Annotated in this window: 13 protein-coding genes and 1 pseudogene; 8 read left to right on the forward strand and 6 right to left on the reverse strand. The window is 34.7% G+C overall.

All coding sequences use genetic code 11. From position 1 onward, the window contains the following. Nucleotides 1-17: 17 nt before the first annotated feature. The 5 genes from mtnW to MHB74_RS19800 all read left to right on the forward strand — a co-directional run bounded on the left by mtnW (nucleotide 18) and on the right by MHB74_RS19800 (nucleotide 3,625). Entirely contained in the window at nucleotides 18-1,262 is a 1,245-nt protein-coding gene (mtnW, locus tag MHB74_RS19780) for a 2,3-diketo-5-methylthiopentyl-1-phosphate enolase (protein WP_061680342.1), read from the forward strand. Beyond that, nucleotides 1,259-1,918, forward strand: coding sequence for a 2-hydroxy-3-keto-5-methylthiopentenyl-1-phosphate phosphatase (locus MHB74_RS19785; protein ID WP_061680343.1), 660 nt, complete (start codon nucleotides 1,259-1,261; stop codon nucleotides 1,916-1,918). The genes mtnW and MHB74_RS19785 overlap by 4 nt, the downstream gene beginning before the upstream one ends. After that, nucleotides 1,915-2,553, forward strand: coding sequence for a methylthioribulose 1-phosphate dehydratase (locus MHB74_RS19790; protein ID WP_061680344.1), 639 nt, complete (start codon nucleotides 1,915-1,917; stop codon nucleotides 2,551-2,553). Before MHB74_RS19785 ends, MHB74_RS19790 begins: the two co-directional genes overlap by 4 nt. Then, complete coding sequence (locus tag MHB74_RS19795) at nucleotides 2,531-3,043, forward strand: 1,2-dihydroxy-3-keto-5-methylthiopentene dioxygenase (protein ID WP_061680345.1); 513 nt, start codon at nucleotides 2,531-2,533, stop codon at nucleotides 3,041-3,043. The genes MHB74_RS19790 and MHB74_RS19795 overlap by 23 nt, the downstream gene beginning before the upstream one ends. A gap of 306 nt (nucleotides 3,044-3,349) precedes the next feature. Next, complete coding sequence (locus MHB74_RS19800; protein WP_000054671.1) at nucleotides 3,350-3,625, forward strand: hypothetical protein; 276 nt, start codon at nucleotides 3,350-3,352, stop codon at nucleotides 3,623-3,625. Between the two features lie 42 nt (nucleotides 3,626-3,667). Here the strand turns inward: MHB74_RS19800 and MHB74_RS19805 are convergent, their stop codons facing one another. The 6 genes and pseudogenes from MHB74_RS19805 to MHB74_RS19825 all read right to left on the reverse strand — a co-directional run bounded on the left by MHB74_RS19805 (nucleotide 3,668) and on the right by MHB74_RS19825 (nucleotide 9,440). Beyond that, entirely contained in the window at nucleotides 3,668-4,000 is a 333-nt protein-coding gene (locus MHB74_RS19805) for a DUF3909 family protein (protein ID WP_061680346.1), read from the reverse strand. A 5-nt stretch (nucleotides 4,001-4,005) separates the two neighbouring features. Beyond that, nucleotides 4,006-4,884, reverse strand: a complete 879-nt coding sequence (locus MHB74_RS19810) for an NAD(P)-dependent oxidoreductase (RefSeq protein ID WP_061680347.1) — start codon at nucleotides 4,882-4,884, stop codon at nucleotides 4,006-4,008. A 4-nt stretch (nucleotides 4,885-4,888) separates the two neighbouring features. Then, a complete protein-coding gene (locus MHB74_RS19815; protein WP_061680348.1) occupies nucleotides 4,889-6,025 on the reverse strand; it encodes a serine hydrolase domain-containing protein in 1,137 nt (378 codons plus the stop codon). A gap of 343 nt (nucleotides 6,026-6,368) precedes the next feature. Then, entirely contained in the window at nucleotides 6,369-7,724 is a 1,356-nt protein-coding gene (locus MHB74_RS19820) for an RNA-guided endonuclease TnpB family protein (RefSeq protein WP_061679122.1), read from the reverse strand. Nucleotides 7,725-7,760: 36 nt separating this feature from the next. Continuing rightward, nucleotides 7,761-7,903: pseudogene (locus MHB74_RS29235) on the reverse strand (transposase); the annotation flags it as partial. Between the two features lie 244 nt (nucleotides 7,904-8,147). After that, entirely contained in the window at nucleotides 8,148-9,440 is a 1,293-nt protein-coding gene (locus MHB74_RS19825; protein WP_061679121.1) for a GGDEF domain-containing protein, read from the reverse strand. Between the two features lie 331 nt (nucleotides 9,441-9,771). On the opposite strand from MHB74_RS19825, the gene MHB74_RS19830 reads away from it, so the two are divergent. The 3 genes from MHB74_RS19830 (at nucleotide 9,772) to MHB74_RS19840 (ending at nucleotide 11,463) form a co-directional block, all read left to right on the forward strand. Continuing rightward, nucleotides 9,772-10,389 (forward strand): nitroreductase family protein, encoded by a 618-nt coding sequence (locus tag MHB74_RS19830; RefSeq protein ID WP_061679120.1) that lies wholly within the window; start codon nucleotides 9,772-9,774, stop codon nucleotides 10,387-10,389. A gap of 290 nt (nucleotides 10,390-10,679) precedes the next feature. Beyond that, complete coding sequence (locus tag MHB74_RS19835) at nucleotides 10,680-10,898, forward strand: hypothetical protein (RefSeq protein ID WP_000100490.1); 219 nt, start codon at nucleotides 10,680-10,682, stop codon at nucleotides 10,896-10,898. A gap of 196 nt (nucleotides 10,899-11,094) precedes the next feature. Beyond that, nucleotides 11,095-11,463, forward strand: coding sequence for a DUF3915 domain-containing protein (locus MHB74_RS19840; protein ID WP_000468032.1), 369 nt, complete (start codon nucleotides 11,095-11,097; stop codon nucleotides 11,461-11,463). The last annotated feature ends 22 nt before the right edge of the window (nucleotides 11,464-11,485 follow it).

Genomic DNA, 11,485 nt, shown 5'->3' on the forward strand with positions numbered 1-11,485 from the left:
ACTAGGAGGTTTTAACAATGAGCGGAATTATAGCAACGTATTTAATCCATGATGATTCACATAATTTAGAAAAAAAGGCCGAGCAAATTGCACTCGGTTTAACAATTGGCTCTTGGACTCATTTGCCACACTTATTGCAAGAACAATTAAAACAGCATAAAGGCAACGTCATTCATGTTGAAGAATTAACTGAACACGAACATACCAATTTGTATTTACGTAAAAAAGTTAAACGCGGGATTATTAAAATTGAATATCCGTTATTAAACTTCAGTCCAGACTTACCAGCAATTTTAACAACTACATTCGGAAAGCTATCACTTGATGGCGAAGTGAAGTTAATTGACTTAACCTTTTCAGACGAGTTAAAAAAGTATTTCCCTGGTCCAAAGTTCGGTATAGATGGTATTCGAAATCTTTTACAAGTGCATGAACGTCCCCTTTTAATGAGCATTTTTAAAGGAATGATTGGACGAAATATTGGGTATTTAAAAACACAATTACGTGATCAAGCAATTGGTGGTGTAGATATCGTAAAGGATGATGAAATATTATTTGAGAATACATTCACACCACTTACGAAACGCATTGTATCTGGAAAAGAAGTTTTACAATCCGTATATGAAACATACGGCCATAAAACGCTATATGCCGTAAATTTAACAGGTCGAACCTTTGATTTAAAAGAAAATGCGAAACGCGCCGTGCACGCTGGAGCTGACATTCTATTATTTAACGTATTTGCTTATGGACTAGATGTACTACAATCACTAGCAGAAGATGATGAAATCCCAGTTCCTATTATGGCACACCCTGCTGTAAGTGGCGCTTACTCAGCCTCCAAATTATATGGCGTTTCATCTCCATTATTACTCGGAAAGCTATTACGTTATGCTGGGGCTGACTTTTCATTATTCCCATCTCCATACGGAAGTGTTGCACTAGAAAAAGAGGAAGCTCTTGCTATCTCAAAATATTTAACTGAAGATGATCCGTTTTTCAAGAAGAGTTTTTCTGTTCCGTCTGCTGGTATTCACCCTGGTTTCGTTCCCTTTATTTTACGAGATTTCGGTAAAGATGTTGTTATTAATGCTGGCGGCGGGATACATGGACATCCAAGCGGGGCGCAAGGCGGTGGTAAAGCTTTCCGTACTGCAATTGATGCTACTTTGCAAAATACACCACTCCATGAAGTGGATGATATAAATTTGCATAGTGCACTACAAATATGGGGAAACCCTTCTCATGGGGTGAAATTATGAGTATTCAAGTATTTTGTGATTTCGATGGCACGATTACAAATAATGATAACATTATGTCCATTATGGAAAAATTTGCACCACCAGAAGCGGAAGAAGTAAAGAATAGAATTTTATCACAAGAGTTGTCTATTCAAGAAGGTGTTTCTCAATTATTTCAATTAATACCTACTAGTCTACACGATGATATGATTCAATTTTTAATAGAAACTGCTGAAATCCGTAGTGGCTTTCATGAATTTATACAATTTGTAAATGAAAATAACATTTCTTTTTACGTTATATCAGGTGGAATGGACTTTTTCGTCTATCCACTCTTACAAGAAATCATTCCAAAAGAGAAAATTTACTGTAATGAAACAGACTTTTCACGTGAATTCATTACCGTTAAGTGGCCTCATCCTTGTGATCACCATTGTCAAAATCATTGCGGATTATGCAAATCATCGTTAATCCGTAAATTAAGTGATTCGAATGACTTCCATATTGTGATTGGAGATTCAATTACTGATTTACAAGCTGCGAAACAAGCAGATAAAGTATTTGCTCGTGACTTCCTTATTACAAAGTGTGAAGAGAATGCTATTGCTTATACACCGTTTGAAACATTCCGTGATGTTCAAACTGAATTAAAACATTTGTTGGAGGTGAAATCATGAAACAACTTTTTCGTCAGTGGTATGACTTAAGCGAGATAAAAAAAGAGTTAACAATACGAAATTGGTTTCCAGCAACGAGTGGTAATATTTCTATAAAGGTTAGTCATGAGCCACTTACTTTTCTTATTACAGCAAGTGGTAAAGATAAAACAAAAACTACTCCAGATGATTTTCTATTAGTAGATCATCTGGGGGTTCCCGTATTAGAGACTGAATTACGCCCTTCAGCAGAAACAATATTACATACACATATTTATAACAATACGAATGCCGGGTGCGTACTTCATGTTCATACAACTGATAATAATGTCATCACAAATTTATATAGTGATGCAGTCACCCTTCAAAATCAAGAAATTATTAAAGCTCTCGATATTTGGGAAGAAGGCGCAACAATTCACATTCCTATTATCGAAAACCATGCCCATATCCCAACGCTTGGTGAAAACTTCCGCAAGCATATACAAGGAGATTCTGGAGCAGTATTAATCCGTAACCACGGTATTACCGTATGGGGCCGAGATAGCTTTGATGCAAAGAAAAGATTAGAAGCTTATGAGTTTTTATTCCAATTTCATATAAAACTATTATCAATTCAAGGAGGCGTTTCTAATGGCGCAAATTCGTATTCATGAAGTAAATACTCGCATCGAAAATGAAGTGGAAGTATCTAAATTTCTACAAGAGGAAGGTGTTTTATATGAGAGATGGAATATCGCTCATCTTCCTACTCATTTAAATGAAAATTATTCGTTAACAGATGAAAACAAAGCTGAAATATTAGCTGTGTTTTCAAAAGAAATCGCTGATGTTTCAGCGCGCCGAGGTTATAAAGCACATGATGTAATTTCCCTTTCAAATAGCACACCTAACCTTGACGAATTATTAATTAATTTCCAAAAAGAACACCATCATACTGATGATGAAGTTCGCTTTATTGTTAGTGGGCATGGCATCTTTGCCATTGAAGGAAAAGATGGGAAATTCTTTGACGTTGAACTTGAGCCAGGCGATCTCATATCTGTTCCTGAAAATGCAAGACATTATTTTACCTTGCAAGATGATCGTCAAGTTGTAGCTATTCGTATTTTTGTTACAACTGAAGGCTGGGTTCCAATTTATTAAGGTAGTTAGTTGAATAAAAGGACTTGGATCCCCTTTTCCAACCTTTTATTCACTCTACATATATACATCCTCCTATGGAACAGGCTTATTTCGAAAAATGAAATAAGCCTGATTTTTTATTTTCTCAAACATATGAGTCCTTCTATTCAAAAACAATCTCTCCTTCTATTTTTTAAGTGATTTTTTTAACACTTTTTGAACATTTATTGAACTTTTTTTGAATTTTTTCTGAAAATTCTGTTTTGTATATGATATACTACAATTAACTAATAAGGAAAAGAATATCGCAAACAGAGGGGGATAATCATGAGTTTACTTATCGCACTTATACTAGGGGTTACGTGTGGAGCACTTCCTGTTATTCTAGGAGCTATTATGGAAGAGTTGGAAGTTGGTGTTTTAGGTTTTGTCGCATCTTGTGTAAGCGCTTTATTTTTCGGCTTATTCGGTGCTATTCCTGTTTCAATTCTGTGTGCATTTTATATAGTACGCCATGCTCGTGCAAAACAATTCGGTCCTAATCATATCGCACAAGTTATTCCATTCCCAATCGAACGATGCCGCCGAGCTTCTAGCTTATAATTATAAAATTAAAAATAAATAAAAGTCCTCAAATGAGGACTTTTATTTATTTTCTTCTAGAAATTGAAATAATTCTTGTAGGTGCAAGACGTCTTCACTATAGCTAACAGATACGTGACATATACCATCAATCTCAGCTTGCATATATAGATCAACTCCATCTCGATCATATTTCAATGCCAAATAAAATTCCATTTCTTCTAGCATCTTTTTTGAAGATCGAATAACATAATGCCCCTTTTCATCTCTTCCATATTCGAATTTCGGCTCAAAATCATATTTTTGTTTAAAAGCTTCTTTTTGTTTTTCATTAATTTTTATACAAGTTGCTCGTTGTACAGTATCAATCATCTCATCAAATTTTTGAAGATCCATCTCATTTACCCCCTTATGTACTTCTTGTATAACACTTGTGTTCCGCTATTCTCTTCCCCATCTTTCATTAACTCTTCATACAATTCCTTCGCCAAACTTAAACCTGGTACTGGTAATTGCAAGTTTTCCGCCTCATCTAAAGCAATCTTCATATCTTTCATAAAATGCTTTACATAAAACCCTGGTTCAAAATCTCCCTTTAACATTCGAGGAGCTAAATTACTCAATGACCAGCTACCTGCTGCTCCCGTTGAAATACTTTCTAATACTTTATCTGGATCTAGTCCAGCTTTTTTCGCATAAGCAACAGCTTCACATACTCCAATCATATTTGAAGCAATCGCTATTTGATTGCACATTTTTGTATGTTGTCCACTTCCAGCTGGCCCTTGCAACTGAATATTTGTTCCTAACTTTTCAAATAAAGGTAAACATTTTTCATATATTTCTTTCTCGCCACCGACCATAATTGCAAGTCTTGCTTCTTTCGCACCAACGTCTCCTCCTGATACAGGTGCATCTAGCGTATATACATTCTTACTTTTACCAATTTCATTAATACGTTTTGCCAATGTTGGTGTAGATGTCGTGAAATCAATTGCTATCGTACCTTCATTTGCATTCTCCAAAATTCCATCTATCCCAAAGTATACTTCTTCTACATCATGTGGATATCCAACCATAGTCATTACAACATCAACTTGTTTTACTAACTCTTTCGGTGTATCACACCAATTTGCACCATCTTGCACTAAAGAGTCTGTCTTCGCTTTTGTTCTATTATATACATATACTTTATAACCGTCTTGCATTAAATGACGCACCATACTTTTTCCCATTACACCAATACCGATAAAACCTATTGATACATTTTTACGTTCCATTTTCTCATCCCCTTTGTTCTAATAAATCACTTACCATCTTTCGAAACTCATTATTAAAATCATCATCTATACTATTTTTCACATTTGAAAATAAAATAACAAAAGTGCCTTTTTCTTTATTAAAATTATTGAAAGTATTCCAACCAGATAGTACACCATGATTATAAAAATAATCCGGATATATGTAAAAACTAAATGCATATTTTCGTTCTGTTGAAGGTGAAAACATCGCTTGTATACTTTGTTCAGAAAGAAGTTTCCCATTTATAATTGCTTCGTCTAATTTCTTCATATCGCCAACTGTCGTATACATCTCACCGCATCCGTATAACCACTCCATTAACAATTTTTGTGCAGGTTCAAGGACATTCTCTTTCTTTACATATCCTTTAGTAAAATGCTGATCTCCCTGAGCCATATTTCCCATACCAGATTCATGCATTTCTGCTTTAGTAAATATATTTTCTTTTATGTAATCTCCTAAAGTTTTTTTTGATATGCTTTCTATAATATAGGCAAGCACCATATAATTATAATCTGTATATCTCCAACCTGCGCCTGGTGGAAATTCTAATTTTTGACTTCCAATCCAATTTACTAAGTTTATACGAGAAGCGGCATTCACTTTCCCTTTTCCGCTTTCTGGTAAACCTGATGTGTGTGTTAACAAATGATATAAGGTGATATTTTTATCTACCGGAAAAGAGGGAATATATTTATTTACATTGTCTTGAATATTTAACTTCCCTTGTTCCTGCAGCTGTAAAATAGATGTGGCCACGACTGTTTTCGTAATAGAACCGATACGATATTTGGTTTGAGGCGTATTTTCTATCTTATTTTGAACATCAGCATACCCATATCCTTTATTCAATATAACATGCTCTTTATCTGTCACTAAAACTGTTCCATTAAATTGCTTTCCTATTAAATATTGATCTAACTTTTGAGATATACTAGCATAATCAATTTGTTGTTCTTCTTTTTCTTCTATATTCTCTTGTACTTCTGATTCAATAGTAGGATTCACCTTAGTTGTTAATACAGTACTTTCCTTTATATTGGGATTATAGAGAAAATAGTATACTCCACCACCAACTACAGCAGACAGCAAAGCCATCGTCATTATTTTTTTTATCATATTGTTCCTCCATAATTCCTTCGTTCAAAATCCCCCTCACATTCTATTATCAAACAGTCAATTTCCCGCACTGATTTGAAACGTTTCAGTGGGGGCTTGAGTTATAACGCTAGGTCTTTTCGTCTATCGCTAGACAGTTGACGCTCTAGCATTCGTGCCACCTTATGGTAACACCCCAAGTATGTTTTTGGTTGGTACTGGCAACGAACGATTGTTTTCCCACTTGCACCACCCTTTCGAAAAAGAGCAGTTCTTCCTTGTGGAAGAAGCTACCACTCAGATGAATCTGGCGTGTGCTACAAGCCCCGACAAGTCGAGTACACATGGATGGTTGACGCACCCACTAAGCTATGCATGAAGCAACAGCCTTACGTTTTTGCACTTCTAATAGAATCGGCGTTTTCACTTTAAGATTTTCATCCAATTCTATAACTTTTGATTTTTTCAAGGTATTCAATGCACCGTTAATATCCGCATGAATACATCTTCCAGCTTTACTTTGGTACAGACCACGAGTCATTCGTTTGCCACTAAAGTGATAATATGTCTTATCATCCTTAGTCCAAACTGGAACCGGATCTTTATCAAGAAAACTAGCTTTTGAAGTATAGCTTTCTTCTTGTTTGAAAAATCGGATGCCTTCTTTTATACATTTATTCTCAATTGCTGCAATCAGTTTATGAAACGGGATTTGTACAAATGTTTGATTATTCTTTTTTCCCATATCAGATTTTTGTTTCCATCCAGCGTTATACCCTACGACAATCGTATCTATATCGAATTCTTTCGCTTTTTTGAACAACAGGCCTACCGTTTGTGAAATGTAACCATTTATTTGCTTTTCTCGTTTATGCCAAAGTGCAGCCATTTTATTCGTTACAACGCGTTTTGAAATTCCGTTTTCAATATTTTTTTGCTGTAAATTACGTATCTTTTTGTTGAAGTACTGGTTAATGGATTTTAATTTTTTCCCATCAATTAAAAATGTATCACCTGTATTTGTCACGCAACTTACTAATCTATCTACACCTAAATCGCAACTCAAAGCGTTACTCGTAGTCGTGGATTGTTTCTTCATTTGAGAAACGTGCAGTTCATATGTGTAATGCACCTCAAAGAACCGACCTTTTTGCTTCGGTACAATCTCAATGTAAGAGATTTTTTTATTTCTTATGTTTTTTGGCATACGTATTTTAATGGAACCGAATTTTTGCCTAAACACAACACTCATCGGAATCATCCAATACCCGTTCTCATCCACTTTGGGTACTTGATAGATTTCAATAATTCGTTTGTCCGTTGAACGAGAATAATTCGGAAACTTCGGACGCCCTGTGAACTTCTCAGGATTTCCCTTCCACTGTTCCATTGCTTTAAAAAAGCTCTTCACTTCTGTAAATAAGACTCTACGAATCGCTTGAACAGAATTTGATTGAATGCCCCAGTAGTTCATATCAGCTTGCATGGCGGTGTCCACTTCTTTTACAGTAGCCATTTTATTATGGTTCAAATAACTTTGTTTAATCGTGTACAATCCAACATTTCGTAATGCTTTTGAACTATGTGACATGCGTTGCAATAAGCGAAATTCTTTTGCAGTTAGGCAAGCTCGTCCGATATTTTGCTTCTGCGTGAAACGTCGCAGCGTTTCTCTTTTCTTTTGTTTCCGTAATACTTTCACAGCCTTCTTTCTAGCCATTGTTTTCACCACCTTTTTTAGAGAGTTTATTAAAATTATTTCTTTCTTAAGATCATGTTTTATCTTAGGAAATCTCGTTTCACGGAACAAGAACTAACACTTTTATAACTGTTAATTCCTTTTGACAAATCAAAATTGGGAACGAAACAGAACAAAATGTGAACATGGTCTTCATCGTAATCCCTTTTGGCCCAAGTAACCAAATTATTATTATTATTATCCAATTTCGTTGTCTTACGATATACTCCCTCCTTATCTACCACCGATTATATCGTAAGACAAAAAGAAACAAAAGAGTTCAGCCTACCTTCTGACGGTAATTCATCTCCCCCTGAATTGTTGGGTTTCATCCGTAACAAAAATCAGATGGAGTCTTCTTTCCGAAAGGAATAAAAAAAAATCGCAACAATTTGTTGCGAAAAATTATTTTTTTTCTTTTCTATATACACATACTTGATTTTTTCCATTTTTTTTCGCTTCATATAATGCAATATCCGCTCGTTGCATTAATTCTTCTCTTGTAATCCCTTGTTCATATAATGCAACTCCAAAACTGGCTGTTAATTTCGAAATTCCTGAGAATTGCTTTGTTTCAATGAAAAATCGTAATGATTCCGCAACCTGAAATGCCTCTTTTTCTACAGTATTCGTTACTAATATAATAAATTCTTCTCCTCCCCACCTTGCAAATACATGTTGCTGCTCCACTTTAGATTTCATAAGCTCTGCAAGCTGAATTAACGCTAAATCACCAAAATCATGACCATACGTGTCATTTACTGTTTTAAAATTATCTATATCAAATAAAATGAGCGCTATTTTTTCATCGTTACGCATTGCATTATCCCATTCTGCCTCTAGTATTTGTTGGAACTTCAAACGATTATAAATCTCTGTTAACGAATCTATCATCGCAAGCCTTTCTTGTTCTTGATAGATTTCATCTAATTCTGTAATCTCTGTACACTTCACAATAAATCTTGATAAATCTTCTGGCAGTGGTGTCGCACGCAATAAAAAAGTTGACACTTCCCCTTCATAATTGGACATCTTAATTCTTCTATCATATGATAATGTATCATCTAACCATGTTATATCATGGGTTGTTGAATAGTATCCATTTTCTCTAATAAAATGTTCAGCAAATACTAAATGTTGCTCACGATAGGCAAACAAATTTTCATATCCGAAAAACTCTAAAAAGTTTGTATTACAATCAACGATCTCATCATCTTCTACTATAAATAATAGATCATTTTGAAAATCAAACATCATTTGAAGTAGTTCTTGTTGCAAACTTACTTGCCGTACTAAAGAAAGCTGATACAAACTCTTATTCACTTCCTCTAACACCATTTGTGGGGTCACAGGGGCTATCACAATATTACGTATTCCTAACGTAAGCACCTCTGCAAACTCGCTTGTTATTTGTTGATCCCAAATGACAATAAATGTACTCTGTGGATTATACATATTCTTTATATATTTTATTTGAGAAAAATCTGTTACATACATAATTACAATATGTGGTTTAGTCCTCTGAAACAATAATTCTCCTTCTTCAAAACTATTTGCTATAAACATACATTTTGGATGAATATTTTCTATCGTTTGTTGATGTGTACATCCATTTTCTATATAAAGGACATTTAACTGAAGATCTTGTAATACATTTTGGAAAACCGTATTCTCTAATAAAAAATGTAGTATGTTCATCACTAGTCTTCACTCACTTCATATATCTTGTTCTACTGAATTCCTCACAAACATTTTATAAAAAGCTACTCTCAAAAAATTTTAATGAGTGAGGGATACATATTAACAAGCTAATTGAGAATGTTCTCTTTTCTTTTTCACTCTATAAATTCCTTTTTTAGTGTATGATTATCGGAATTGTATCGTTTGTATGAATGCCCTAGCTTCCTCTTTAAAACTTGACAATTAAAATAAAGATATTATATTCTTAAATTCAATAACTTACAAAATGTAAGTAGAATATACTACATGTATTTTTTCATAATTTGATATGTAATTTGGAGGATATATAATGACAAACGATAATTTTTTTAATGTTCTATATGAACGCACATCTACACGTGCATTCAACCCGGAGAAAGAAATTTCATCTACAGAGTTACACGAGATTTTAAAGGGAGCTGCTCAAGCACCTTCTGCTTGGAACTTACAGCACTGGAAATTCCTCGTATTCCAAGGTGAAGATGTACAGAAACGATTACATCCAATTGCTTATAACCAGCAACAAATACTTGATGCTTCTGCTGTAGTCGCTATTTTAGGTGATTTAGAAGCTTATAAAAACGTTGAACCAGTTTATGGTCCAATTGTAGAACAAGGATTCATGAAAGAAGAAGCTAAAGAGCGCTTAGCTAAAAATATTGAGTCTGCATATGCTCGTGAGCAATTCCCAAGAGATGCAGCCTTTTCAAATGCATCTTTAGCAGCAATGCAACTTATGCTTGCAGCTAAAGCAACTGGCTGGGATACTTGTGCTATTGGTGGTTTCAACCCACAAGCACTTATAGAAGAATTCAATGTTTCATCTCGTTACGTACCAATTATGCTTATTACAATTGGTGAATCAACTTTAAAAGGCCACCCTGCACCACGAATGAGCGTAGAACAAGTGAGTGAATGGGCAAAATAAGAAAGTGAACCTTTAGTCAATATGAGGGGTTTACTGCCTGTTAATACGGGATAAAAAAGAAACGAAGGTAATTTCATTACCTTCGTTTCTTTTTCTTCTGTCACACATCCGTAATATTACAATGTATTATTCGACAGCTTTACATAAAAAAATAGTAAATTTTATGCTATTCCCATAAACAAAAATGGCGTTTCATGTCGAAATTTGTTAAAACAGCGAAATATAACCGTGTGTTTTTGTTACAATTATGATACAATGATAACAAATAGATAACAAGAGAGGGATTTTCATTGAGTTCATACGGAAGCTTTATCGCACTTTTAAGCTACATAGTAACTGTACTGCTGTTATATTTTATTGGCGATGCTGCAAACATATCAGTGTTACAATTCCCAAAAGAAGAAGCGTTTCAATTAGAAGCGGAAAAACATACTGCAAGATCCATTGCACCACTACTCTTAGCTCTTCCTGTATACATCATCGTTTTATATAAAAGCAAAAAAGTGTAAAGGCTACCTATTTCATTCATTTCGGTGGTCCTTACACTTTTTTGTGATATCTATCCTATTTTAAACATCATCCCGTAATAAACACCCAGCTAGTCATTTAAAATGAGAAAATCCCCTAGAAAAAATTCCACTCTCTGTCCAGTCACTCACTACCGAACTTACATAGATTATAAGTGTGAAGGGGGTGATGAGGATTATGTTTGGATCATTTGGATGCTGTGATAACTTTAGAGACTGTCATCATCGTGAAAGAGAGTGTGACCATCGTGACCATCGCGAGAAAGAGAGAGAGGTAAAACCACAACAACCAGCTGTATGTAACGTACTTGCTAGCATTTCAGTTGGAACAGAGCTTTCTCTTTTAAGCATTAGAGGTAACGGCACATTCAACAATGTAATTTTTGAAGGTTTCGCTAATGGTGTTGCTCTTTTCTCTGCTTTAGCTCGTAATAACGACAAAGATAACAAAGATAACAATAAAGACGATAAGAACAATCAAAACCGAAATACTTTTACTGGTATTTTACGTGTATGCCCAACTGATATCGTTGCTATCGCTATCTAATTCTGTTCCTTATCCTCTATAG

Source organism: Bacillus sp. FSL K6-0069 (genome assembly GCF_038007785.1).
Classification (GTDB): domain Bacteria; phylum Bacillota; class Bacilli; order Bacillales; family Bacillaceae_G; genus Bacillus_A; species Bacillus_A mobilis.

What these genes read in the sequence shown, in the direction of transcription:
- mtnW (WP_061680342.1), top strand. Translation starts at nt 18, where the DNA reads ATGAGCGGAATTATAGCAACGTATTTAATCCATGATGATTCACATAAT.
- MHB74_RS19785 (WP_061680343.1), top strand. Translation starts at nt 1,259, where the DNA reads ATGAGTATTCAAGTATTTTGTGATTTCGATGGCACGATTACAAATAAT.
- MHB74_RS19790 (WP_061680344.1), top strand. Translation starts at nt 1,915, where the DNA reads ATGAAACAACTTTTTCGTCAGTGGTATGACTTAAGCGAGATAAAAAAA.
- MHB74_RS19795 (WP_061680345.1), top strand. Translation starts at nt 2,531, where the DNA reads ATGGCGCAAATTCGTATTCATGAAGTAAATACTCGCATCGAAAATGAA.
- MHB74_RS19800 (WP_000054671.1), top strand. Translation starts at nt 3,350, where the DNA reads ATGAGTTTACTTATCGCACTTATACTAGGGGTTACGTGTGGAGCACTT.
- MHB74_RS19805 (WP_061680346.1), bottom strand. Translation starts at nt 4,000, where the DNA reads ATGGATCTTCAAAAATTTGATGAGATGATTGATACTGTACAACGAGCA.
- MHB74_RS19810 (WP_061680347.1), bottom strand. Translation starts at nt 4,884, where the DNA reads ATGGAACGTAAAAATGTATCAATAGGTTTTATCGGTATTGGTGTAATG.
- MHB74_RS19815 (WP_061680348.1), bottom strand. Translation starts at nt 6,025, where the DNA reads ATGATAAAAAAAATAATGACGATGGCTTTGCTGTCTGCTGTAGTTGGT.
- MHB74_RS19820 (WP_061679122.1), bottom strand. Translation starts at nt 7,724, where the DNA reads ATGGCTAGAAAGAAGGCTGTGAAAGTATTACGGAAACAAAAGAAAAGA.
- MHB74_RS19825 (WP_061679121.1), bottom strand. Translation starts at nt 9,440, where the DNA reads ATGAACATACTACATTTTTTATTAGAGAATACGGTTTTCCAAAATGTA.
- MHB74_RS19830 (WP_061679120.1), top strand. Translation starts at nt 9,772, where the DNA reads ATGACAAACGATAATTTTTTTAATGTTCTATATGAACGCACATCTACA.
- MHB74_RS19840 (WP_000468032.1), top strand. Translation starts at nt 11,095, where the DNA reads ATGTTTGGATCATTTGGATGCTGTGATAACTTTAGAGACTGTCATCAT.